The following is a 23,351-nucleotide window of genomic DNA, read 5'->3' on the forward strand; positions in this document are numbered from 1 at the left end:
GGGGGGGGGGGGGGGGGGGGGGGAGGGGGGCCGCCCGGCGCGCGGGGAAAAAAGTTACTCCGGGAACCACTGGTTGCTAATTTTCTGGTAGGTACCGTCGGCCTTTATCGCTTTCAGCGCGGCGTTCAGTTTCTCCAGCAGCGCCTTGTTATCCGGGCGCACGGCAATGCCGAGTCCGGTGCCGAAGTATTGCGGGTCGGTCACTTTCGGCGTGGCTGCCCCCAGCTGCGGGTTAGTTTTCAGCCATTCGTTGACCACCGCGGTGTCGCCGAACACGCCGTCGATACGGCCATTTTTCAAATCGATAATCGCATTCTGGTAGCTGTCATAGGCGACGGTCTTCACCTCAGGATGCTTATCCTGTAGATATTTCTGGTGGGTGGTGCCGTTTTCCATGCCGATCCGTTTGCCTTTCAGGTCATCGAAAGAATGGAACGCATCTTTTTTGGCGATCACCAGCGCCGAGTTGGCGTAGTACGGGTCGGTGAAGGCCACCTGCTTGCTCCGCTCCGGCGTAATATCCATTCCGGAAATCACCGCATCATATTTCTTGAACTTCAGCGCCGGGATCAGGCTGTCAAACGCGTGGTTGGTAAAGGTACATTCTGCCTGCATTTGTTTGCACAGCGCGTGGGCCAGATCGATATCAAAGCCGACAATCTGGTTATTAGCGTCCATCGATTCAAACGGCGGATAGGTTGCGGAGACGCCAAAACTGATTTTTTCCGCGGCAGCGGCGCCGAACGCGAAAGAGGTGAGCAGTGCAGCCAGAACTAACTTTTTCATCGTGGAACTCCCGTCTGTCTATCTTATGATTATTCACCGTGTCTGCGGCATAGAGTGACAATGCCATTAAATGAATTTATATGCAATAAATTTGATTAAATATTTTTATAGGCATAAAAAAAGACGGACAGGTGTTAGACTTGTCCGCCTTGCTGTTTGCTTTTTATGCAATATGCTCTGGTGCTAGCTACGTCGCTCGAAGGCCAGCGCTTTGCGTTCCACCAGGCGCATCAGCAGCGTCAGCAGTCCATTAACGATGAGATAGATAATCCCGGCGGCGCCGAACACCATCACGTCGTAGGTGCGTCCGTACAGCAGCTGGCCCTGGCCCATCACTTCCATCAGCGTGATGGTGTAGGCCAGAGAGGTACTCTTGAAAACCAGCACCACTTCGTTGGAATAGGACGATAGCGCACGCTTAAAGGCGTACGGCAGCAGGATCGCCAGAGTATCCTTTTTACTCATCCCCAGCGCGCTGCAGGACTGCCATTGCCCGTCGGGGATCGCCCGGATGGCGCCATAAAACAGCTGAGTGGTGTAGGCGGCGCTGTTGAGCGACAGAGCGATCAGGGCGCACAGCCACGGCTCGGAGATAAGATGCCACAGCCACGGATACTCCTGCAGCGAAGGGAACTGTCCCGGGCCGTAGTAGATCAGGAAGATCTGCACCAGCAGCGGCGTACCGGTAAACAAGGTGATATAGCCGCGAACTATCCATACCAGCCCCGGCGTCTTCAGGGTCAGGATAATGGTGAAGATCAGCGACAGGATCAGCGCCACGATAATCGACGCCACGGTCAGCGTCAGGCTGGTATGCAGTCCTTTCAGCAGTTCGGGTAAATAGTCGAGCATCAGCCTGGTCTCCGTTCGAAGCGCGTCGCACGCTGGTCAATCCGCTTAAGGATGTATTGACTCAACAGGGTGATGACGAGATAGATTGCCGCCGCAATGATATACCAGTTAAAGGGTTCCTGAGTGCGGGTGGCGATGCTTTTGGTCTGCAGCATCAGATCGTTGACGCTGATCAGGCTCACCAGCGCGGTGTCCTTCAGCAGCACCAGCCACTGGTTACCGAGGCCGGGCAGGGCATGGCGCCACATCTGCGGCATCACCAGACGGAAGAATATGGCCGCTTTCGACAGCCCCAGCGCCTGGCCGGACTCCCACTGGCCCTGCGGAACCGCTTTCAGCGCGCCGCGCAGCGTTTGCGAGGCGTAAGCGGCGTACAGCAGCGACAGGGCGATCGCCCCGCAGAGGAACGGGCTGACGTCAAAGTTCTCAATCTGCATCTGCACCGGGATCTGCGTGAACCCGAGCGGGATGGTGAAACCGTCAGAGAGCGTCAGCAGCAGCTGGGAAGAGCCGAAATAGATAAACAGCACCACCAGAATTTCCGGTAGCCCGCGCAGGATGGTCACTATGCCGGTTGCAAGCCAGGCTACCGGGCGCCATTTCACTGACTCCAGTACCGCAAAGAGCATCGCCAGGACCAGGCCGATGACGAGCGCGCAAACGGCAAGGCCGACGGTCATCCCGGCGGCGCTTGCTAATGGAAAAATTTCGTTCATTCAGTCTTACTTCTGGAACCATTTGTTATAGATGGTCTGGTAAGTGCCGTCTTTCTTCACTTTTTCCAGCGCAGCGTTAAATTTCTGCTGCAGGTCGGTGTTGCCCTGACGTACGGCAATGCCCAGCCCGGTGCCGAAATAGGCTTTGTCGGTCACTTTATCGCCCACGGCCGCCAGTTTCGGATTGCTCTTCAGCCATTCGGTCACCACGGCGGTGTCGCCAAAGACCGCGTCGATACGACCGTTCTGCAGGTCCAGCTTCGCATTCTGGTAGCTGTCGTAAGGCACGGTAGTGATTTCCGGATGTTTATCGGTGATGAATTTCTGGTGGGTGGTGCCGTTCTGCACGCCCACTTTTTTGCCCTTCAGCTGGTCAATGCTGGTGAACTTACCCTGCTGGCCGACGAACAGCGCCGAGTTGTCATAATACGGGGTAGAGAACAGCACCTGCTTTTCACGCTCCGGCGTGATGTCCATCCCGGCCATGACCGCGTCGAAACGGCGGAATTTCAGTCCCGGGATCAGGCTGTCAAAGGCCTGGTTGGTGAAGGTACAGGTGGCGTCGATCTCTTTACACAACGCGTTCGCCAGATCGACATCGAAACCGACGATCTGGTTGTTGGCGTCCACCAGCTCAAACGGAGGATAAGAGGCCTCGGTGGCGAAACGAATGGTCTGCGCGGCGGAAGCGGAGAGGCTCATGCCTGCGAGCAGGGCGGCAATCAGTACTTTTTTCATCGTCATTTCCCCGAAAAACATCAATGTGAAAGATAGTTTTTAAACGCGTCAGTTTGCGGATGCGTGAAGCAGGAGGCATCCCCTTGCTCGACGATATGGCCATTTTCCATATACACCACCCGGCTGGCCGTCTTGCGCGCCACTTCAACTTCGTGGGTGACGATAACCTGGGTAATGCCGGTTTCAGCCAGCTCGCGGATGATGCTGACGATCTGGGCAGTGATTTCCGGGTCGAGCGCCGCGGTAGGCTCATCGAACAGCAGAACCTGCGGCTCCATCATCAGCGCGCGGGCGATGGCCACCCGCTGTTGTTGGCCGCCGGATAAATGCAGCGGGTAACGATCGCTGTACGGCTTCAGACGCAGGCGCTCCAGCAGCTTCTCTGCGCGAGCCAGCGCCTGATCCTTGCTTAACCCCAGTACGCGGCAGGGGGCCTCGATCAGGTTCTGCTGTACCGTCAGGTGCGGCCACAGGTTGTATTGCTGAAAGACCATGCCGACGTTCTGACGCAGCTCGCGAATCGCTTTATCGGACGGCGCTCTGGTGAAGTCGAATTGGTTGCCGGCGATGGATAACGAACCGGACCGCGGCATCTCCAGCAGGTTGAGTACGCGCAGCAGCGAGCTCTTCCCGGCACCGCTGGGGCCGAGCAGCACCAGCGTTTCCCCCTGCGGGCAATCCAGCGTGATGTCGAACAGCGCCTGGTGTGCGCCGTAGAAGCAATTAATGCCGTTTAGTTTAATACTCATCTGGGCAGTCTGATACGAATAGCTATTGAGGCCGCAAATACTACCTTTGGCAGAATAGTTATGCAATATTTATGCGTTAAAAGTTAAATCTAAACCACGTTTAGCTTTAAAGTTAGCACAAAATATGGCCTGGTGGGTGAGGGGGGCGCAAATGTCGGCATTCCTGGGGCGAATACCGACATTTTACCGGGGTTATCGTTTCAGCGGCGTCGCTTCAACTCCGGAATCAGCGTTTCTCCAGACTCTGTCGCAGCGTCCCGGCTGGCGCATGGCTGTTGTTGCCGAGATAGCGAACGTCATCGACGGCCCAGCACTGGCCTTCCTGGATCATCAGCACTTCATCTTTCCAGCTCTGGGTGCCCTGTTTCAGATCGACGCGCAGCGGAATATTGCGCGCATCGCGGTTCGGGATGGTGGAGGCGCTGGCGACCACGGCGCTGTCTGCCGGGGTGCTGCTGCTGGAGAACGGATTAGCCTGCAGTAATTTGCTGTTGGCGGGATCCTGGCGGGCGTCATTGAGTAACTGCGCCAGGCCGTCGCTCAGATAGGGGCGCAGCGCCGCCGGATCCTGAGTACGATTCTGGACCTGGGTGTCGTAGAATTTTTGCGCTACGTCGTCAGGGCCGCCTTCGACGCAGGGGCCGCTGCGGGTGCCATTATCTTTATAGGCCGGGGTGACGGTCGTACAGGCGCTGAGCGCCAGCGCGCAAGGGAGAAGTACAGCAAAAAGTTTGTAGCGCATGATGATTTCCTTATAAGCGAACTACGTTTTCAGTTTCCGTTAAAGCATAGCGTATAGCGTGCGGATTGTACTTGACGCAAAGAGCTAAGACCTTGATGTGGCTACAGCCTTAGGGCGGGAAATCGGCACGGGGATGACAGAATTCCGTCAGGCGCTAAAAGGCAGGGCAGTATAAAAATAAACTTAATTTTCCCGTGAACAAGAAATATTACCCCGTAAAATAGGGAAATGGCTCTTGAAAGATAAGGGTAATTATTTCTTCTTATAGATGCGAGTGGCGACGTGCATTTTTTTATCCGTTTTACCGGAGGAGGGGACAATGACGCCCCCCTTGTTCATTTGTTTTTTTAATCAGCTCTTCACGGGCATCGTTGGATGCGGTTTGACCAGTAGAGGAAATGGCGCCGATTTTGGTATATTGCGTATGGACTTTATCAAAAGCTGTTTTGTTAAAATTTCTGTGGAGACGGCATTGGCCGCTTAAAACAATGCTGTACCTGCCACTAAAGCTGCATATTTAATATTCTTAGCCCCTATTGTTTATCTCGCTATCATCATGCTCTTCTTTGCATTCACCAATGAATGATTTCAGATTGAACTCACACTGCTTTTTGTAAGCAAAATGCTGCAATTTAATGACGGTTAGTTAACGCTTTTTAGCGAAAAGATGACGTAATTCGCAGTGCTGATGCTTGTTTTTTGAGCCGGTTACCCATCGGGAGCGGACCAGGCTATTTTCTTCGGTCGTTAGCTGAAAATCACCCTGAGAGGCCGGAGCTGAGGGGATAGGGCGCTGACAGACATTCCCGGTAACATGGTTTATCATATAGAAAAGCAGGGGCTGCGCCCATGGTCATGCAGGTCACCAGGGAGATAAAATGTTAACAAATAAGCGAGAGCGCGCCCGGCAGCAGCGAGCCGCGTTGTGGGCCACCAGAGATAATGTCCAGCGCCATGCGCTGTCCATGAGTATGCCCTGGCTGGCCTTTGTCAATATCGCTTTTGCGTTAATGATTTTCTTCCGTAATTTTATCTTTACCTATTTTGATAAGAGGCTACTGACGCACCGGGCGGTTATTCCTTATATCGAAGCGGCGTTGATTGCGGTTATTATCATTTCGGCCATTTTAGTGATTATTGCCCTCACGCCGCGACTGGCGCAGGGACGATATACGTTGAATATCATCACCGGGCTGCTGCTGGCGCTCAGTCTGTGCTGGTCCCTGAGTAATTATTGTTTTATTTTTTTCTGGACCTTGCCCTTTGCCTGGCCGCTGCTGGTGATATTAATGACTACCGGCCTCACCGCGCTGTATCACCATTGGCCCGGCATTACCGCTTTTATGCTGCCGCTATGGGTGACCGCCTTGCTGGCGGGAATACAGCTCCACTATCACACCGAGATCCGCTTTTTGATCCTCTGGGCCATTTTTACCGCGATTTTGCTGTATGGCCGACGTATTTTGCAGCGCTGGTATGACGAAGCCTGGGATACCCACCAGGAGAATATGCAGCTTATTCAGCGGCTGGAAAGTATCGCCAACCAGGATGCCTTAACCGGAACCGCTAACCGTCGGGCGCTCAATGCTTACCTGGCGGCGATCTGGCAGCAAAAAACGCCGCTGGCGCTGATGATGATCGATGTCGATTATTTTAAGCGCTATAACGATCGCTATGGCCATCAGGCTGGTGATGAGTGCTTATCTTCTGTCGCGCAGGTGCTTAAAATGGCGGTCCGGGCGGAGGGCGATCTGGTGGCTCGCTACGGCGGCGAAGAGTTTGTCGTCGTGTTGCCCGGGGTGTCCTTAGCGCATGCCACCGCTATTGCCGAGCGCATTCAGCAGAAGATCCGCGAGGCAGGCCTACCGCACGCCGCTTCGGCGGTGGCGTCGGAGGTCACCGTGAGTATCGGGATCGTCGCCTCCGATGGCACGGTCCCGATAGAGACGCTGATCGCCCGGGCGGACAGTGCGCTGTATCAGGCGAAAAATAAAGGACGTAATCAATGGTCTTATTAACCCGGAGACGCTGCCGGGCAAGGGAGAAGGGATGAAACGGATGATGCGGATCGTGCTGCTGGCGCTGCTGCTGACCGGCTGCGCTGGGGAAAAGGGCATTATCGATCGCGACGGATACCAGCTGGACACCCGTCATCCGGCGCAGGCTGCCTATCCGCGAATAAAGGTGTTAGTGATCCACTATACGGCTGACAATTTTGATGTCTCGCTGGCCACGTTGACCGATAAAGAGGTCAGCTCCCACTATTTAATTCCTGAACAGCCCCCGCGTTATCAGCATAAACCGCGGATCTGGCAGCTGGTGCCGGAAGAGGATTTAGCCTGGCACGCCGGGGTAAGCTACTGGCGCGGCAGTACGCGCATTAACGATACCTCCATTGGCATTGAGCTGGAGAACCGCGGCTGGCAGAAGACGGCGGGCGTCAAAAGTTTTACCCCCTTTCATCCGGAACAGATTGCGGCTCTGATCCCGCTGGCGCGCGATATCATCGCCCGCTACCACATCGCGCCGCAGAATGTGGTCGCCCATGCGGATATCGCCCCGCAGCGCAAAGACGATCCGGGGCCGTTATTCCCCTGGCAACAGCTGGCGCAGCAGGGGATCGGCGCCTGGCCTGACGAGCAGCGGGTGGCCTTTTATCTCAACGGGCGGCCGGCCAGCGAGCCAGTGGACCCCGAAATCGTACTGGATTTGCTCTCGCGCTATGGCTATCAGGTGACGTCGGAGATGACCCCCGCGCAGAAGAAGCGGGTGATTATCGCCTTCCAGATGCACTTCCGTCCGCAGCGCTGGGATGGGGTAGCGGATGCGCAAACCGAAGCGATAGCCGAGGCGCTGTTAGAAAAATATGGCCAGGGTTAGCGGTGTAGTTTACCGTGGTCGCGAAGCCAGGCGGCGGTGCGCACGATGCCGTCGTCAAGCGTCACCACCGGCTGATAGCCCAGCTCGTCCTGCGCGCGGGTGATATCGAGCGTAAAATCAAAGTTAAGCTTGGAGACGCCGTAGTGGGTAAACGCGGGTTCTTTGGCGGTTTTATCGCCAAAGCGCTCCATGCTGCGGGCGATAATATCCAGCATCGGATAGGGAACTGAGCGGATCCGGCATTTGATACCGAGCTCGTCGATCAATTTCTGCACGATGCTCCGCAAGGTGCGCGGTTCGCCGTTGCTGATATTCCACGCGCGGGCGGAGGGAAGATGATCGCAGGCCGGCTGGCTCGCCAGCCACATCGCATGTACGGCGTTTTCATAATAGGTCATGTCGACCAGCGCGCTGCCGCCGCGCGGGAGCAGGACGCTGCCATAATGCTGCATCATTTGCGCCAGCCGGGGGATAAAGACTTTGTCGTGCGGCCCAAACAGGCTCTGCGGCCGCAGAATGGTAAAACGGGTATGCGGGTTGGCCTGCGCCAGCAGGTTGATCACCTCCTCGCTGGCCGCCTTGCTGCGGGCAAACTCGTTGGCGAAGCGGTGTGGACGGAAATCTTCCTGGATATCACGATGATGGTGATAATCAAAATAGAGCGATGGCGAAGAGATATGGACGAAATTGCGCACTCCCCATGCCACTGACCATTCGCCCAGACGACGGGTGGCGCGGACGTTAGCGAGATCGAAAGCCTGCTGAGTGCCCCATGGCGAGGTAAAGCTGGAGCAGTGCCATAGGGTATCGATACCGGCGAGCATCACTTTAGCCTGCGAAGAGACCAGCTCGGTTAAATCTGCCGGGATGAATTCCGCCCCCATTTTGCTCAGAAGCTTGCCCATCGCTTCGTTGCGCCCGGTCGCTCGCACGCTGATGCCCTTGTTGCGCAGATATTCCACTGCGTTGCGGCCTAATCCGCTGGTCGCACCGGTAACCAGTACCTTCATATCACTCTACTGTCCCAGAAAAGAATTTCGTGCGCATTTTTCCGTGATTCTCCCGACTATGCAATGAGAATCATGAAAGAATAACGCTTATCCTTCGACTCTGCCTGAGATTTGTTCGGCCAGCCGGGCGATGCGTTGCGCCATACCGCGGAAAATAAACAGGTGCGCCGGGATCATCAGCAGCCAGTAGATCAGGCCTGGCATACCGTGCGGGTGCCACCAGGCGCGCACGTCCAGTTCACGACGATCGCCTTTATCGTTAATGGTAAAGCTTAATCGGCCCAGCCCGGGCGCTTTCATACCGAATAGCAGGGTGAGCTGTTTTTCTTCCTCCACGATAATTACCTTCCAGCTGTCGACCGTATCGCCGGTTTGCAGATAAGCGCGCTGCGGCCGCCCTTTGGCCAGCCGGTGGCCGACCAGCAGATCCATCGCGCCGCGGGTTTTCCACAGCAGATTGCCGAAAAAATACCCCTCTTCACCGCCGATTTGGTTAACGACCTGCCACAGGGCCTGGCGGCTTGCCTGAGTGGCGACGGTGCAACCTGCCTGCTTCGGATAGTAGCCGTACTCCGGTCGCCAGCGGGCGAAAGCCTGATCGTCGTAGCCCCAGTCGCTGGAGTTTACTAACTGCTCTTCTTCTTTCAGGGTGCGGCGAACCGCCTGATCGAAGGGGATCAGCGTTTGCGGGATCAGCGCCCGCAGCGCCCGATCGTCAGCGATTAGATCGTGCTTCAGCCCCTGAATCAGCGCCTTGGCGATGGTCGGCGGCACCGAGGTGATGACATTGAGGAACCACACCGAGATCCAGCGCGTCGGCAGGGGAATGGGAATGAGCGGGCGATGTTTACCGCTGACGGCCATAAAGCGAATGAACTGCTGCTGATAGCTTAACACCTCCGGACCGGCGGCTTCGAAGACGCGGTGCATGTCGGAGGGATGATTCAGCAGCTCAACCAGGTCAACGAGCAGGTTTTCCAGCGCGACAGGGGTGGTACGCGAACGTACCCAGCGCGGAGGGGTTAGCACCGGCAGGTTATAAACCATGTCGCGCATCACCTCGAAGGCGGCGGAGCCGGCGCCGACGATAATCCCGGCCCGCAGCTCGGTCACCGGCACGCCCGACTCACGCAGGAGATCGCCGGTAATCTGACGAGCGCGCAGATGGTCGGACTGCTCCTGCGCCGGGGCCTGCAGCGAACTGAGAAATATCACCTGGCGCACTGATGACTGACGCAGGGCATCGCGCACATACGTCGCCACCCGCCGCTCATGGGCGATAAAATCACCGCCTTCGCCCATGCCGTGGACCAGATAATAAAGGGTATCGATACCGGTGAGTAGCGCAGGCAGGTCCTGCGGCTGATTGAGATCGACTGACCGGCAGGTAACGCCGGGCAAAGCGAGTTTTTGCAATCGGTCGATATGGCGTGCCGCCGCCAGCACCGGATAGCCCCGCGCGCTTAATGCGCGCACCAAATGCTGGCCAATATAGCCGCTGGCGCCGAGCACCAGAACTGATTGCGACACGCCTGACTCCTTAGCGTTGTAAAAAAGCCTGCCAGTGGGCGACCACCTCGCTCAGCTGCTGACGGTTGACATCCAGGTGAGTGACCAGACGGACAACAGGCGAGGCGTTAATCAATACCCCCTGCGCCTGCATAAACTTGCCGAGCGCCGGGGCCTGCTCTTCGCCGACGCGAACGAACAGCATGTTGGTATCGTGACGGGTGACGTCGGCGCCGATAGCGCGCAGCTGCTCCGCCATCCACGCGGCGTTGTCATGATCCTCCTGCAGGCGCTGCACGTTATTTTTCAGCGCGTACAGCCCGGCGGCGGCCAGGATGCCCGCCTGGCGCATCCCGCCGCCGACCATTTTCCGCCAGCGGACGGCGCGGCGAATGTACGCCTCGCTGCCGAGCAGCAGCGAGCCTACCGGAGCGCCAAGCCCCTTTGACAGGCAGATGGTGAAGGAGTCGCAGTATTGGGCGATATCACGTAACTCGCAGCCGTAGGCCACCACGGCGTTAAAGATGCGCGCGCCGTCGACGTGCAGCGCCAGATTGCGCTGGCGGGTAAACGCCCAGGCTTCCTGCAGATAGTCGCGCGGCAGCACCTTACCGTTATGGGTGTTTTCCAGGCTCAGCAGGCGGGTGGGGGCAAAATGGATATCGTCGGGTTTGATTTTCGCCGCCACTTTATCCAGCGGCAGCGAACCATCCGCCGCGGCGTCGATCGGCTGCGGCTGAATACTGCCGAGGACCGCCGCGCCGCCGGCTTCGTACAGATAGTTATGCGCCCCCTGGCCGACGATATACTCTTCGCCGCGCTGGCAATGGCTGAGCAGGCCAACGAGGTTGGCCTGGGTGCCGGTGGGTAGAAATAGCGCCGCTTCTTTGCCGGCCAGGTCGGCGGCATAGCGCTGCAGTTCATTGACGGTAGGGTCGTCGCCATACACATCGTCCCCGACCGGGGCGGCCATCATGGCCTCCAGCATGGCGCGCCCGGGACGGGTAACGGTATCACTGCGTAAATCGATCACGGCTTTTCCTTGGTCTGGTTCAACGTATTGCTTCTGTTTTACCTGAGCCAGTTGGTTTTCGCCAGTTCGATGACCTCATCGCCGCGCCCGCTGATGATCGCCCGCAGCATATACAGGCTAAAGCCTTTGGCCTGCTCCAGCTTGATCTGCGGCGGGATCGCCAGTTCCTCTTTGGCGACGACGACGTCGACCAGCACCGGACCGTCGGTGCGGAAGGCGGTCTGCAGCGCTTCATCCACCTCGGAGGCTTTTTCAACGCGTATACCTTTGATACCGCAGGCCTCGGCGATGCGGGCGAAGTTGGTATCGTGGAGCTCCGTACCGTCGGTGAGATAGCCCCCGGCCTTCATTTCCATCGCCACGAAGCCCAGCACGCTGTTGTTAAAGATGACAATCTTCACCGGCAGCTTCATCTGCGCCAGCGACAGAAAATCGCCCATCAGCATGCTGAACCCGCCGTCGCCGCACATGGCCACTACCTGCCGCTCCGGCGCAGTGGCCTTGGCGCCGATGGCCTGCGGCATGGCGTTGGCCATTGAGCCGTGGTTGAACGAGCCCAGCAGGCGGCGTTTACCATTCATTTTGAGATAGCGTGCCGCCCAGACGGTCGGGGTGCCGACATCACAGGTGAAAACGGCATCTTCATCGGCAAAATGACTGATCTGCTGCGCCAGATATTGCGGGTGAATGGCTTTATCGCTGGGTTTAGCCAGATCGTCGAGCCCTTTTCGCGCGTCGCGATAGTGCTCCAGCGCCTTATCGAGGAAGTGGCGATCGGTTTTCTCTTCCAGCAGCGGCAGCAGCGCCTTCAGCGTCGATTTAATATCGCCCACCAGCGCCATGTCGACCTTACTGTGTGCGCCGATGCTGCCGGGGTTGATGTCGATCTGGATAATTTTCGCGTCGGTTGGGTAGAAGGCGCGATAGGGGAACTGGGTACCCAGCAGGATCAGGGTATCGGCGTTCATCATGGTGTGGAAGCCAGAAGCGAAGCCAATCAGCCCGGTCATGCCCACATCGTACGGGTTGTCGTACTCCACGTGCTCTTTGCCGCGCAGGGCGTGGACGATGGGGGCTTTAATTTTGGCTGCGAACTCCACCAGTTCCTGGTGGGCGCCGGCGCAACCGCTGCCGCACATGAGCGCGATATTGCTGGAGTAGCGAATAAGCTGCGCCAGCTTGCGCAACTCTTCTTCCGCCGGGGTGACCGTCGGCAGCGGCGCATGATACCAGTGGCTGCTGGCGCTTTCCGGGGCGGCCTTCAGTGCCACATCGCCGGGTAGCACCACCACCGAGACGCCGCGGTTAATCACTGCCTTACGCATCGCCACTGCCAGCACCTGCGGGATCTGTTCCGGCGTGGAGACCAGTTCGCAGTAATGGCTGCACTCGCGGAACAGCTCCTGAGGATGGGTTTCCTGAAAATAGCCGCTGCCGATTTCGCTGGATGGGATGTGGGCGGCGATGGCCAGCACCGGGACATGGTTGCGATGACAGTCAAACAAACCGTTAATCAGATGCAGGTTGCCCGGTCCGCAGGAGCCGGCGCAGACCGCCAGCTCGCCGGTCAGCTGCGCTTCCGCGCCAGCGGCGAAAGCGGCGACCTCTTCGTGCCGGGTGGGCATCCAGTCGATGGTGCCCATGCGGTTAAGGCTATCGCTCAATCCATTGAGGGAATCTCCGGTGACGCCCCAGATACGTTTCACGCCGGCCTGTTCCAGCGTTTTGGCAATGTATGCCGCCACGGTCTGTTTCATGATCTCCATCTCCTTTTTTTGATAACGCCTTCAAGCTTAGATGAAACTGACCGCAATGTAACCGATTACCCCTGATTTTTTGCTGGTTTTATTCCTCTCCGGCTGCGCATACTCAGGAAGTACACAGGATGCAAAACAGGATGCACATCAAATGGTTAAAGGATTGTTAAACACAGTAAATCGCAGGCTGTCACATGATGACGCCGGTAAACTCTTGTTACGACTTGCCGTCGGCGGCTTAATGCTTTTCCATGGAATCCATAAGCTGATAGATGGTGTGGATGGCATTAGCGGGATGCTGGCGGCGCAGGGATTGCCCGGGTTTATCGCCTACGGTGTGCTGGTGGGGGAAGTGGTCGCTCCCTGCTTGTTAATTCTCGGCGTCCTGACCCGCCCGGCGGCGTTGGTGCTGGCGTTCACCATGGTGGTGGCGTGGCTGATGGTCGGCTTAGATAAGACGTTTGCGCTTGATGCGGTGGGAGCGTGGGCCATTGAGAATCTGGTCTATTTCTTTGTTGGCGCACTGGCGATTGCGCTACTCGGCGCGGGGCGTTATTCGCTGGCCGGTCAGTCGGCCTGGCGGTAAAAATGCCTCATTCGTCCTGGGGCGTAAAGTCGATACTGTTGGCGATTTGCAATTTTTTCAGTCCGGGAAAGCGTTTATCTCATGTCGCCTGAGCGTTTGTTTATTGTCGCCAGGGATTTTCCCGGAGGCGGCGCATTGCGCCTTCTCCGGGCTACCAAATCGCACAGCGATGTAGCCCCGGTAAGCGGTAGCGCCACCGGGGATTTTGACCTCAGGCGAGAACCAGATCGCTCTGCGGATGACAGGAGCAGGCCAGCACATAGCCGTCGGCGATTTCGGCGTCGGTCAGCGTCATGGTGCTGGTGACGCTGTACTTCCCGGAAACCACTTTGGTTTTGCAGCAGCCGCAGACGCCGGCGCGGCAGGCGACGGTCACCGGCACTTTATTGCTCTCCAGCGCGTCGAGCAGCGTGGTGCCCACCGGCGCGTAAAACTCGCGCGCCGGCTGCAGTTTAGTAAATTTCAGCCCGCTGGTGGCGGCCTCAGCCACCGGGGTGAAGAATTTTTCCTTAAAGAAGCGGGTGACGCCCAGGGCGGCAACATCCTGCTCGACCTTCTCCATATAAGGCGCCGGGCCGCAGGTCATCACGGTGCGGCTGGCTAAATCCGGCACGCTCTGCAGCAGCTCCCGGGTCAGACGGCCGGCGACAAAACCATGCGTCGCATTGTGCTCCGCTACCAGGGTGACCGGGTAGTTGCGCCACTCTTCGGCAAAGATTACATCTTCCGGCGAACGCACGTTATAAATCACCTGTACGTCGGCCTGCGGTCGATACTTAGCCAGCCAGCGGCGCATCGCCATGATCGGTGTCACGCCGCAACCGGCGGCCAGCAGCAGGAATTTATCTTCCGCTTTATCGTCGCAGGTAAACTCGCCCATCGCATCGGACAGCCAAAGGTAATCGCCGCGTTTGACCTCGCGGGTCAACCACTGCGAACCCGTACCCTCGTCAATACGGCGAACGGTCAGCGTAATGTATTCGCTGACCCCCGGCGTCGAGGAGAGGGTATAGGCGCGCAGCGTTTCCGCCGAGTTACGCACGCTAACCAGAGCGTACTGGCCAGCGCGGTACGGATAGTAATCGTGGCACAGCAGCGAAAGGGTCCACACGTCCGGGGTTTCCTGGTGAATGTGGTGAACCTGCATCCGCCACGGGCACTGGGAGGTTGGCATAGTCATCAGGGACTCCTTAAGCGCTCAGCAGCTGCTGCATATCTTGTTCCACGGTGGTCACGGAACGCAGACCAAACTTCTCATTGAGGACCGCCAGCAGATCCGGGGTGAAGAAACCAGGCGCCGTCGGACCGGTGACGATGTTTTTCACACCCAGCGACAGCAGCGTCAGCAGGATGACGATCGCTTTCTGTTCGAACCAGGAGAGCACCAGCGACAGCGGCAGATCGTTGACGCCACAGCCTAGTTTCTCCGCCAGCGTGACCGCCAGAATAATCGCCGAGTAAGCGTCATTACACTGCCCGGCGTCGACCAGGCGCGGCAGCCCTTCGATATCGCCAAAGTCCAGTTTGTTGAAGCGGTATTTACCACAGGCCAGGGTCAGGATCAGGCAGTCATCCGGCACGCTGGTGGCGAAATCGGTGAAGTAGTTACGCTCCCCGCGGGCGCCGTCGCAGCCGCCGACGAGAAAGATATGGCGCAGTTTTTCACGACTGACCAGATCGATCAGCGTATCCGCCGCGCCAAGCAGGGTCTGACGGCCAAAGCCGACGGTGATCAGATGCGGGATTTCGCTGTACGGGAAGCCCGCCATCTGCTGCGCCTGGGCAATGACCGGGGAGAAGTCTTCGCCTTCCAGATGGTTCACACCCGGCCAGCCGACGATGCTGCGAGTCCAGATGCGGTCGTCGTAGGCGCCGACGGTCGGGTCGATGATGCAGTTAGAGGTCATCACGATGGGGCCCGGGAAGCGGGCGAACTCCACCTGCTGGTTTTGCCAGCCGCTGCCGTAGTTGCCAATCAGATGTTTGAATTTACGCAGCTCCGGATAGCCGTGAGCCGGCAGCATTTCGCCATGAGTATAGACGTTGACGCCGGTGCCTTCCGTCTGCTCCAGCAGGTTATACAGATCCTTCAGATCGTGGCCGGAGATCAGGATGCACTTCCCTTCGGTGGCTTTAACGTTGACCTGAGTCGGCGTCGGATGGCCGTATTTGGTCGTTTCACCGGCGTCGAGGATGCTCATCACTTTGAAGTTCATCTGGCCGATTTCCATCGAACATTCGAGCAGCGCATTCATATCCGCAGGCCAGGTGCCCAGCCATGCCATGATTTTATGGTACTGGGCATAGATAGCGTTGTCGTACTGGCCGAGCACGTGGGCGTGCTCCATATAGGCCGCCGCACCCTTCAGACCGTACAGGCACAGCAGGCGCAGACCGAGAATATTTTCGCCGATGGCGGCTTTATCTTTATTCGGGGTATAGTCCGCCGCCTGACGCTGCAGGTCGCCCAGATCGTCGCTGACCAGCTGCAGGTCGGCGACCGGGCTGTCGACCGCGGCGCTGGCATCGATCGCCAGGCATTGCGCTTTCAGCGCCTCACGCAAGGCAATTGCCTGGCGGGCGTAGCCGACGATGCGCGGGGAATCGAAGTTAACGTTAGTCAGGGTGGAGAAGAAGGCGCGGGGGGCAAAGCTGTCGACCTGATGATCGATAATGCCATATTCGCGCGCTTTAAGCGCCCAGGCGGACAGGCCTTGCAGTGACGCAATCAGCAGATCCTGCAGGTCCGAGGTTTCCGCTGTTTTACCGCACATCCCCTGCGCGTAAGAGCAGCCGTTGCCGGCTGGGGTACGAATGGTTTGTTCACATTGCACACAAAACATAGTCACACCTTTAAAGTTATATTTGATATACATGTTTAAGGTTATGCCGCGCGGCAACGGGTGAAAAGGTATTTCTAAGACAACTTAAAGGGAGATTGATTTAGCGCAAATTTGGCGGCAGGAGGGCTGCCGCCAGCGGGTGCTCAGGCGGTAAAAAAGGCGATCAGGATCGGGACCAGCAAACTAAGCAGAAAACCGTGCACGATGGCGGCAGGGACGATTTCGACGCCGCCGGAACGCTGCAGTACCGGTAAGGTGAAGTCCATCGAGGTGGCGCCGCATAGCCCCAGCGCCGTGGAGCGGCTGCGGCGAATAAGGCCCGGAATTAACATGATGGCCAGCAGCTCGCGACAGAGATCGTTAAAGAACGCCGCGCTACCGATGACCGGGCCAAAGGATTCGGTGAGTAAAATACCGGAGAGCGAATACCAGCCGAAACCGCTGGCCATTGCCAGACCGGTCTTTAACGGCAGACCGAGAATAAAGGCGTTAAGTATCCCGCCGAGTAATGAACTGGCCGTAACCACCACGGCGACGATCATTCCCCGGCGGTTAAGGACTATTTGTCGCAGACTCATTCCATTATTGCGTAATTGGATACCAACGAGGAACAGGAGAAAAATCAACGTATATTCGCTGGCTTCTGTCGCGTGCTGTAAAAAAGGCAGTCTGGTCAGACCGAGCAGAAAACCGAGCACGACCACACCGCACAGCTGCAGCGATTCCAGGGCCATGGCCAGGCGCGAGGGTAATTTCTCCTGACGATGCTGACTGCGCCATGGCATTTTACTTTCCAGCCACAGCAGTGCGGCGATATTACACAGTAAAATGATAACCACGCTCACCGCGGCGTAATGCAATATTGCCAGCAGGTTGCTGGCCAGATTGTCGAGGAACGCCAGGCTGATACCCATAAAAAAAAGGATTACATAGACAATCCAGCTGAGCATGCGGTTTATCAGCTTTAGCGCGGAGGAGTGACGAAGAGGCAGTAAATAGCCGACGACCAGCGGCAACAGAATAATAAAGAGTCCCGAAAACATGAACGATGCAGCCCTTGCATGATGAGAATAGCGCCCATGACACTACCCAAATCACCGGGCCGAGTAAAGCTGTCGCCAGAAAGAAAAAGCCCGGAGACCCGGGCTTTGAAAAGCGTTAATCGCGTTTTTCCAGCAGGGTGCGATACAGCACGCCGCCGAGGATCCCGCCGACGATTGGCATGACCCAGAACAGCCACAGCTGCTGCAGCGCCCAGCCGCCCTGGAAAATTGCCACCGCGGTGCTGCGCGCCGGGTTGACCGAGGTGTTGGTGACTGGAATGCTGATCAAATGGATGAGGGTCAGCGCCAGGCCGATGGCGATGGGGGCAAAGCCCGCCGGCGCATGTTTATCGGTCGCGCCATGAATAACCAGCAGGAAGCCGCAGGTCAGGACAATTTCAATGACGATAGCCGACAGCATAGAGAAGCCGCCCGGGGAGTGTTCGCCATAGCCGTTGGAGGCGAAGCCGCTGGCGGCGGCATCAAAGCCGGCTTTACCGCTGGCAACCACGTACAGCACCGCCGCGGCAATAATTCCGCCGACCACCTGAGCGATAATATAGCCAATGACCTCTTTTGCCGGAAAACGGCCGCCGGCCCACAGGCCTAAGGTGACCGCCGGGTTGAAATGCCCCCCGGAAATATGGCCGACCGCAAACGCCATGGTTAATACCGTTAAGCCAAATGCCAGCGCGACGCCGGCAAAACCAATACCCAGCTCGGGGAAAGCCGCGGCGAGCACGGCGCTACCGCAGCCGCCAAATACAAGCCAGAAGGTGCCGAAGCATTCGGCTGCTAATTTTCTGAACATAACCACCTCAATTAAATTGTTTACGCGCACGAGCGGACCGTGCCGGTCTTTATTTGTCGTGATAAGGGATGACGATAAAAATAAAGCGGCGTTATTCTAGAGATAATCGCCATCCCGGAGCCAGTTAAATATATTGATATTATTTGATTTAGGGCAAGGTGAGTGGATTCCTTTTGCCAGTTTAGCCTTTCCTTTATCCATGGAAGATTATCAATAGTGTAGATCATAACGCCTGAAATAAAACTATTTTGTTTGATGAATAATCAACAGCCGGTAATAGGCGATAAGTGAGTAATTTTATGAATATATTTAATCCGCTGAATATGAGCCACGGATGCGATTAAGCAGAGTGTCATCTTGCCTCCGCCCTCGCTATACTGTTGATTACTGAAGGAGAGTGGTGGTGTAGCGGAGGGGATATGCTTCTTGAGCGCGTAGAAATCGTCGGTTTTCGCGGTATCAATCGTTTGTCGTTGATGCTGGAGCAAAATAACGTCCTGATCGGGGAGAACGCGTGGGGGAAGTCCAGTCTGCTTGATGCGCTGACCCTGCTTTTGTCGCCGGAGTTCGATCTTTATCACTTTGTTCGCGATGATTTCTGGTTTCCCCCGGGCGACATCCAGGGGCGCGAACACCATTTGCATATTATCCTGACCTTCCGCGAAACGGAGCCAGGCCGCCATCGGGTCCGGCGTTTCCGTCCGCTTCAGCGCTGCTGGGTGCCTTGCGATGACGGGTATCACCGGGTGTTCTATCGCCTGGAGGGCGAGCTGGCCGAAGATGACAGCGTGATGACCCTGCGGAGCTTTATCGATGGTGAAGGCGAAGCGTTGGTGCTGGAGGAGATTGATGAGCTGGCCCGACACCTGGTGCGTTTGATGCCGGTGCTGCGCCTGCGCGATGCGCGCTTTATGCGCCGCATCCATAACGGGACGGTACCGCACTCGCCGCAGATAGAGATCACCGCCCGTCAGCTGGATTTTCTCTCCCGCGAACTGGTCAGCCATCCGCAAAATTTATCGGACGGTCAGATCCGTCAGGGGCTATCGGCCATGGTGCAACTGCTTGAGCATTACTTTGCCGAGCAAAGCAGCGCTCAGACGCGGCATCGCCTGATGCGGCGGCGCTCCCATGATGAACAGCGCAGTTGGCGTTATCTGGATATTATCAACCGGATGATCGACAAGCCCGGCGGGCGCAGCCATCGGGTGATCCTGCTGGGGCTGTTTGCCACCCTTCTGCAGGCGAAAGGGACGGTGCGCCTCGATCGCGACGCGCGACCGCTGCTGTTGATTGAAGATCCCGAGACCCGTCTGCATCCGATCATGCTTTCCGTTGCCTGGCACCTGCTGAATTTGTTGCCGCTGCAGCGTGTGACCACCACCAACTCCGGAGAGCTGCTGTCCCTGACGCCGGTAGAGCAGGTCTGCCGGCTGGTGCGTGAGTCGACGCGGGTATCGGCGTGGCGGTTGGGGCCGGGCGGAATGAATGCCGAAGAGAGCCGGCGCATTGCTTTTCACATCCGCTTCAATCGCGCCTCATCGCTCTTCGCCCGCTGCTGGTTGCTGGTGGAGGGAGAGACGGAAACCTGGGTTATCAACGAACTGGCCCGGCAGTGCGGTCATCATTTTGATGCTGAAGGGGTTAAGGTGATCGAATTCGCCCAGTCCGGCCTGAAGCCATTGATCAAGTTTGCCCGCCGGATGGGGATCCAGTGGCACGTGCTGGTGGACGGCGATGAGGCGGGGAAAAAATATGCCGCGACGGTACGAGGTCTGCTTAATAACGATCGCGAGCTGGAGCGCGACCATCTGACCAGTCTGCCGGCGCTGGATATGGAACACTTTATGTATCGTCAGGGATTTGATGACGTTTATCATCGGGTGGCGCAGATCCCGGATAATGTCCCGATGAATATGCGGCGGGTGATCACCAAAGCCATCCATCGCTCATCCAAGCCGGACCTGGCGATTGAGGTGGCGATGGAGGCCGGCCGCCGTGGCGTGGACGCTGTGCCGACGCTGCTGAAGAAAATGTTCTCACGGGTGCTGTGGCTAGCCCGCGGTCGTGCCGATTAATCTCACCGCCGTCGTCATTTACGGCGGCACAAAGCTCTCCGGCAGCTAAACAAAACCTCATTGACGCGAAAAATGGGTGTCCTGTTGCCAACGGGTTTCGATAGAATCACCGCCTGGAGCGGCAGGGAAACAGCAGGAATCGGAATATGAAAGTGAAGGGAAAACGCAGGACCGTCTGGTGGCTGTTGGCGATCGTTGTGCTGGGGCTGGCTATCTGGGGATGGCGGATCCTCAATGCGCCGCTGCCGAACTACCAGACGCTGGTAGTTCGCAAAGGGGATCTTCAGCAGAGCGTGCTGGCCACTGGCAAACTGGATGCCCTGCGAAAAGTTGACGTCGGCGCCCAGGTCAGCGGACAGCTGAAAACGCTGCACGTCAATATTGGCGATAAGGTTAAAAAGGATCAGTTGCTGGGGGTTATCGATCCGGAGCAGGCGCAAAACCAGATTAAAGAGGTGGAAGCGACGCTCATGGAGCTGCGCGCCCAGCTCAATCAGGCGCGCGCGGAGAGCAAACTGGCGCAAGTGACTCTGGCCCGTCAGCAGCAGCTGGCGCAGCGCCAGCTGGTCTCGCGGCAGGACCTTGATACCGCGGCCACCGATTTGGCGGTGAAACAGGCGCAGATCGGCACTATTGAAGCGCAAATAAAGCGTAACCAGGCGACGCTCGATACGGCGAAGACCAACCTCGATTACACGCGGATCCTGGCGCCGATGGCCGGCGAAGTGACGCAAATTACCACCCTGCAGGGACAGACAGTGATCGCCGCCCAGCAGGCGCCTAACATTCTGACGCTGGCGGATCTCAGCACCATGCTGGTTAAAGCGCAGGTCTCTGAGGCGGATGTCATCCACCTCAGACCGGGGCAAAAAGCGTGGTTTACCGTGCTGGGCGACCCGCTTACCCGTTATGAAGGTAAACTGAAAGACATTCTGCCGACGCCGGAAAAAGTGAATGACGCCATCTTCTATTATGCCCGCTTCGAGGTACCGAACCCGCAGGGGATCCTGCGCCTCGACATGACCGCGCAGGTGCACATTCAGCTGGCTGAGGTGAAGAACGTGATTACTATCCCGCTGAGCGCCCTGGGCGACGCGGTAGGCGATAACCGCTACCACGTTCGACTGTTGCGCACCGGTGAGGTCAAAGAGCGTGAGGTTATCATTGGCGCCCGCAATGATACCGACGTCGCAGTGGTGCAAGGTCTGGAAGAGGGCGACGAAGTGATCGTCGGCGAGAGCGCGAGCGGGGCGGCAAAATGACGGCGCTGCTTGAGCTGCGAGATATACGTCGCAGCTATCCTTCCGGCGACGGCAGCGTTGAGGTCCTGAAGGGGATCACCCTCAGCATCCATGCGGGTGAGATGGTGGCGATCGTCGGGGCCTCCGGCTCGGGAAAATCGACGCTGATGAATATCCTTGGCTGCCTCGACAAACCCACCAGCGGCACCTATCGGGTAGCGGGAACCGATATCGCGCAGCTGGATGGCGATGCTCTGGCCCGTCTGCGGCGGGAACACTTTGGCTTTATCTTTCAACGCTACCATTTGCTGTCCCATCTGACCGCCGCGCAGAATGTCGAAGTGCCGGCGGTGTAGGCCGGCAGTGAACGGCGCGCGCGCCTGGCGCGCGCTCATGAGCTGCTGGTGCGGCTGGGGCTGGGCGAGCGCGCCGACTATCAACCGTCACAGTTGTCCGGCGGTCAGCAGCAGCGGGTCAGTATCGCCCGCGCCCTGATGAATGGCGGGGAGGTGATCCTCGCTGATGAACCGACCGGCGCGCTGGACAGCCATTCCGGCGAAGAGGTAATGGCGATCCTGCACCAGCTAAAAGCGCAGGGGCATACGGTCATCATTGTGACCCACGATCCGCAGGTCGCCGCTCAGGCGGAGCGGATCGTCGAGATCCGCGATGGCGAGATCGTCCGCAACCCGCCCGCCAGCCGCCAGGGCGGCGGACTCCGCGCCCGTCCGCAGGCGGAGCCTTCGGCGTGGCGTCAGTTTACCAGCGGCTTTCGCGAAGCGCTGGTGATGGCCTGGCGAGCGATGGCGGCGAATAAAATGCGTACCCTGCTGACCATGCTCGGGATTATTATCGGTATTGCCTCGGTGGTGTCGATCGTGGTGGTGGGGGATGCCGCCAAGCAGATGGTGCTGGCGGATATTCGCGCCATCGGCACCAATACCATTGATGTGTATCCTGGTAAGGATTTTGGCGACGACGACCCGCGCTATCAGCAGGCGCTGAAGTATGACGATTTGCTGGCGATCCAGAAGCAGCCGTGGGTGCGCTCCGCCACGCCGGCGGTTTCAAAAAGCCTGCGCCTGCGCGCCAACAATATTGACGTTGCCGCCAGTGCGGAGGGGGTCGGTCCACAGTATTTTAATGTCTACGGCATGACCTTTAGCGAAGGCAATACCTTCAATGAACTGCAGCTCAACAGTCGGGCACAGGTGGTAGTGCTCGACAGCAATACCCGTCGGCAGCTGTTTCCCAATAAAGCGAAAGTGGTGGGAGAGGTGATTCTGGTGGGCAATATGCCGGCCACGGTGATTGGCGTTGCGGATGAAAAACAGTCGATGTTCGGCAGCAGCAAAATTCTCCGCGTCTGGTTGCCCTACACCACCATGGCGGGAAGAGTAATGGGCCAGTCGTGGCTGAACTCCATCACTGTGCGCGTTCATGAAGGCTACGACAGTGAAACCGCAGAGAAACAGCTGCTGCGTCTGCTGGAGCTGCGGCATGGTAAAAAAGATGTATTCACCTGGAATATGGACAGCGTCTTGAAAACCGCCGAAAGGACCACACATACCTTACAGCTGTTCCTGACATTGGTGGCGGTGATTGCCCTGGTGGTCGGCGGGATTGGCGTAATGAATATTATGCTGGTGTCGGTGACCGAACGAACCCGGGAGATCGGCATCCGCATGGCGGTTGGCGCCCGGGCCAGCGATGTGCTGCAGCAGTTTCTCATTGAAGCGGTGCTGGTTTGCCTGGTCGGTGGCGCGCTGGGCGTAGCATTGTCGCTGATGATCGCCTTTATTTTACAGCTGTTTCTCCCCGGCTGGGAGATTGGTTTTTCTCCGCTGGCGCTGCTGACGGCGTTTCTCTGTTCGACGCTGACCGGGGTGCTGTTTGGTTGGCTGCCTGCGCGCAACGCGGCGCGGCTCGATCCGGTGGATGCCCTGGCGCGAGAATAGGCGGGGCGGGAAATAAAAA

The 23,351-nt window shown here is 57.6% G+C and carries 19 protein-coding genes and 1 pseudogene; 6 read left to right on the plus strand and 14 right to left on the minus strand.

Annotated features, from left to right (window positions below; all coding sequences use genetic code 11):
* Nucleotides 1-54: 54 nt before the first annotated feature.
* The 6 genes from artJ to HMPREF9538_RS23345 form a co-directional block, all read right to left on the minus strand.
* On the minus strand, nucleotides 55-786 hold the full coding sequence (gene artJ, locus HMPREF9538_RS23370) for an arginine ABC transporter substrate-binding protein ArtJ (protein ID WP_002896384.1): 732 nt from the start codon (nucleotides 784-786) through the stop codon (nucleotides 55-57).
* A 183-nt stretch (nucleotides 787-969) separates the two neighbouring features.
* A complete protein-coding gene (gene artM, locus HMPREF9538_RS23365) occupies nucleotides 970-1,638 on the minus strand; it encodes an arginine ABC transporter permease ArtM (protein ID WP_009484106.1) in 669 nt (222 codons plus the stop codon).
* Nucleotides 1,638-2,354 (minus strand): arginine ABC transporter permease ArtQ, encoded by a 717-nt coding sequence (artQ, locus tag HMPREF9538_RS23360; RefSeq protein ID WP_002896386.1) that lies wholly within the window; start codon nucleotides 2,352-2,354, stop codon nucleotides 1,638-1,640. The genes artM and artQ overlap by 1 nt, the downstream gene beginning before the upstream one ends.
* Before the next feature lie 6 nt (nucleotides 2,355-2,360).
* On the minus strand, nucleotides 2,361-3,092 hold the full coding sequence (gene artI / locus HMPREF9538_RS23355; protein ID WP_002896390.1) for an arginine ABC transporter substrate-binding protein ArtI: 732 nt from the start codon (nucleotides 3,090-3,092) through the stop codon (nucleotides 2,361-2,363).
* Between the two features lie 20 nt (nucleotides 3,093-3,112).
* Complete coding sequence (gene artP, locus HMPREF9538_RS23350) at nucleotides 3,113-3,841, minus strand: arginine ABC transporter ATP-binding protein ArtP (protein ID WP_002896392.1); 729 nt, start codon at nucleotides 3,839-3,841, stop codon at nucleotides 3,113-3,115.
* A gap of 226 nt (nucleotides 3,842-4,067) precedes the next feature.
* Nucleotides 4,068-4,583, minus strand: coding sequence for a lipoprotein (locus HMPREF9538_RS23345; protein WP_009484107.1), 516 nt, complete (start codon nucleotides 4,581-4,583; stop codon nucleotides 4,068-4,070).
* An 878-nt stretch (nucleotides 4,584-5,461) separates the two neighbouring features.
* On the opposite strand from HMPREF9538_RS23345, the gene HMPREF9538_RS23340 reads away from it, so the two are divergent.
* Together HMPREF9538_RS23340 and HMPREF9538_RS23335 are read left to right on the plus strand one after the other, a co-directional pair.
* Nucleotides 5,462-6,601 (plus strand): GGDEF domain-containing protein, encoded by a 1,140-nt coding sequence (locus HMPREF9538_RS23340; protein ID WP_004176708.1) that lies wholly within the window; start codon nucleotides 5,462-5,464, stop codon nucleotides 6,599-6,601.
* A gap of 31 nt (nucleotides 6,602-6,632) precedes the next feature.
* Entirely contained in the window at nucleotides 6,633-7,463 is an 831-nt protein-coding gene (locus HMPREF9538_RS23335; protein WP_002896397.1) for an N-acetylmuramoyl-L-alanine amidase, read from the plus strand.
* On the opposite strand, the gene HMPREF9538_RS23330 is transcribed toward HMPREF9538_RS23335, so the two are convergent.
* From HMPREF9538_RS23330 to poxB, 4 genes are all read right to left on the minus strand, one after another.
* Nucleotides 7,460-8,473: an NAD-dependent epimerase/dehydratase family protein gene (locus HMPREF9538_RS23330; protein ID WP_002896399.1), complete on the minus strand. Its 1,014-nt coding sequence runs from the start codon at nucleotides 8,471-8,473 to the stop codon at nucleotides 7,460-7,462. The genes HMPREF9538_RS23335 and HMPREF9538_RS23330 overlap by 4 nt on opposite strands.
* 87 nt (nucleotides 8,474-8,560) lie before the next feature.
* Nucleotides 8,561-10,003 carry an SDR family oxidoreductase gene (locus tag HMPREF9538_RS23325; RefSeq protein ID WP_004209682.1) on the minus strand — a complete coding sequence of 481 codons (1,443 nt, stop codon included), beginning with the start codon at nucleotides 10,001-10,003 and terminating at the stop codon, nucleotides 8,561-8,563.
* Between the two features lie 10 nt (nucleotides 10,004-10,013).
* Nucleotides 10,014-11,015 (minus strand): low-specificity L-threonine aldolase, encoded by a 1,002-nt coding sequence (gene ltaE / locus HMPREF9538_RS23320; protein ID WP_004176702.1) that lies wholly within the window; start codon nucleotides 11,013-11,015, stop codon nucleotides 10,014-10,016.
* A gap of 38 nt (nucleotides 11,016-11,053) precedes the next feature.
* A complete protein-coding gene (poxB, locus tag HMPREF9538_RS23315) occupies nucleotides 11,054-12,772 on the minus strand; it encodes a ubiquinone-dependent pyruvate dehydrogenase (RefSeq protein ID WP_032456999.1) in 1,719 nt (572 codons plus the stop codon).
* A gap of 151 nt (nucleotides 12,773-12,923) precedes the next feature.
* Here poxB and HMPREF9538_RS23310 point away from each other — a divergent pair, with 151 nt between their 5' ends.
* Nucleotides 12,924-13,358, plus strand: a complete 435-nt coding sequence (locus tag HMPREF9538_RS23310; protein WP_002896408.1) for a DoxX family protein — start codon at nucleotides 12,924-12,926, stop codon at nucleotides 13,356-13,358.
* 211 nt (nucleotides 13,359-13,569) lie between these two features.
* Here the strand turns inward: HMPREF9538_RS23310 and hcr are convergent, their stop codons facing one another.
* The 4 genes from hcr to aqpZ form a co-directional block, all read right to left on the minus strand.
* Complete coding sequence (gene hcr, locus HMPREF9538_RS23305; RefSeq protein ID WP_002896410.1) at nucleotides 13,570-14,538, minus strand: NADH oxidoreductase; 969 nt, start codon at nucleotides 14,536-14,538, stop codon at nucleotides 13,570-13,572.
* Nucleotides 14,539-14,548: 10 nt separating this feature from the next.
* Nucleotides 14,549-16,201, minus strand: coding sequence for a hydroxylamine reductase (hcp, locus tag HMPREF9538_RS23300; protein ID WP_004176696.1), 1,653 nt, complete (start codon nucleotides 16,199-16,201; stop codon nucleotides 14,549-14,551).
* A 143-nt stretch (nucleotides 16,202-16,344) separates the two neighbouring features.
* Nucleotides 16,345-17,244: a lysine exporter LysO family protein gene (locus HMPREF9538_RS23295; RefSeq protein WP_004147773.1), complete on the minus strand. Its 900-nt coding sequence runs from the start codon at nucleotides 17,242-17,244 to the stop codon at nucleotides 16,345-16,347.
* Between the two features lie 115 nt (nucleotides 17,245-17,359).
* Entirely contained in the window at nucleotides 17,360-18,055 is a 696-nt protein-coding gene (aqpZ, locus tag HMPREF9538_RS23290) for an aquaporin Z (RefSeq protein ID WP_002896434.1), read from the minus strand.
* A 419-nt stretch (nucleotides 18,056-18,474) separates the two neighbouring features.
* On the opposite strand from aqpZ, the gene HMPREF9538_RS0126895 reads away from it, so the two are divergent.
* From HMPREF9538_RS0126895 to macB, 3 genes and pseudogenes are all read left to right on the plus strand, one after another.
* The gene (locus tag HMPREF9538_RS0126895) at nucleotides 18,475-20,133 is read left to right on the plus strand and encodes an ATP-dependent endonuclease (protein ID WP_004176693.1); all 1,659 of its coding nucleotides are present in this window, start codon (nucleotides 18,475-18,477) and stop codon (nucleotides 20,131-20,133) included.
* Nucleotides 20,134-20,279: 146 nt separating this feature from the next.
* Complete coding sequence (gene macA / locus HMPREF9538_RS23285; RefSeq protein WP_002896440.1) at nucleotides 20,280-21,395, plus strand: macrolide transporter subunit MacA; 1,116 nt, start codon at nucleotides 20,280-20,282, stop codon at nucleotides 21,393-21,395.
* A pseudogene (macB, locus tag HMPREF9538_RS0126900) lies at nucleotides 21,392-23,332 on the plus strand (macrolide ABC transporter ATP-binding protein/permease MacB). Before macA ends, macB begins: the two are co-directional and overlap by 4 nt.
* Nucleotides 23,333-23,351: the final 19 nt, after the last annotated feature.

The sequence above is a fragment of the Klebsiella sp. MS 92-3 genome, assembly GCF_000195655.1.
Lineage (GTDB): Bacteria > Pseudomonadota > Gammaproteobacteria > Enterobacterales > Enterobacteriaceae > Klebsiella > Klebsiella pneumoniae.

Excerpts from the sequence above, each read along its gene's own strand:
- artJ (WP_002896384.1), bottom strand. The coding sequence starts at position 786 with ATGAAAAAGTTAGTTCTGGCTGCACTGCTCACCTCTTTCGCGTTCGGC.
- artM (WP_009484106.1), bottom strand. The coding sequence starts at position 1,638 with ATGCTCGACTATTTACCCGAACTGCTGAAAGGACTGCATACCAGCCTG.
- artQ (WP_002896386.1), bottom strand. The coding sequence starts at position 2,354 with ATGAACGAAATTTTTCCATTAGCAAGCGCCGCCGGGATGACCGTCGGC.
- artI (WP_002896390.1), bottom strand. The coding sequence starts at position 3,092 with ATGAAAAAAGTACTGATTGCCGCCCTGCTCGCAGGCATGAGCCTCTCC.
- artP (WP_002896392.1), bottom strand. The coding sequence starts at position 3,841 with ATGAGTATTAAACTAAACGGCATTAATTGCTTCTACGGCGCACACCAG.
- HMPREF9538_RS23345 (WP_009484107.1), bottom strand. The coding sequence starts at position 4,583 with ATGCGCTACAAACTTTTTGCTGTACTTCTCCCTTGCGCGCTGGCGCTC.
- HMPREF9538_RS23340 (WP_004176708.1), top strand. The coding sequence starts at position 5,462 with ATGTTAACAAATAAGCGAGAGCGCGCCCGGCAGCAGCGAGCCGCGTTG.
- HMPREF9538_RS23335 (WP_002896397.1), top strand. The coding sequence starts at position 6,633 with ATGAAACGGATGATGCGGATCGTGCTGCTGGCGCTGCTGCTGACCGGC.
- HMPREF9538_RS23330 (WP_002896399.1), bottom strand. The coding sequence starts at position 8,473 with ATGAAGGTACTGGTTACCGGTGCGACCAGCGGATTAGGCCGCAACGCA.
- poxB (WP_032456999.1), bottom strand. The coding sequence starts at position 12,772 with ATGAAACAGACCGTGGCGGCATACATTGCCAAAACGCTGGAACAGGCC.
- HMPREF9538_RS23310 (WP_002896408.1), top strand. The coding sequence starts at position 12,924 with ATGGTTAAAGGATTGTTAAACACAGTAAATCGCAGGCTGTCACATGAT.
- hcr (WP_002896410.1), bottom strand. The coding sequence starts at position 14,538 with ATGACTATGCCAACCTCCCAGTGCCCGTGGCGGATGCAGGTTCACCAC.
- hcp (WP_004176696.1), bottom strand. The coding sequence starts at position 16,201 with ATGTTTTGTGTGCAATGTGAACAAACCATTCGTACCCCAGCCGGCAAC.
- HMPREF9538_RS23295 (WP_004147773.1), bottom strand. The coding sequence starts at position 17,244 with ATGTTTTCGGGACTCTTTATTATTCTGTTGCCGCTGGTCGTCGGCTAT.
- aqpZ (WP_002896434.1), bottom strand. The coding sequence starts at position 18,055 with ATGTTCAGAAAATTAGCAGCCGAATGCTTCGGCACCTTCTGGCTTGTA.
- HMPREF9538_RS0126895 (WP_004176693.1), top strand. The coding sequence starts at position 18,475 with ATGCTTCTTGAGCGCGTAGAAATCGTCGGTTTTCGCGGTATCAATCGT.
- macA (WP_002896440.1), top strand. The coding sequence starts at position 20,280 with ATGAAAGTGAAGGGAAAACGCAGGACCGTCTGGTGGCTGTTGGCGATC.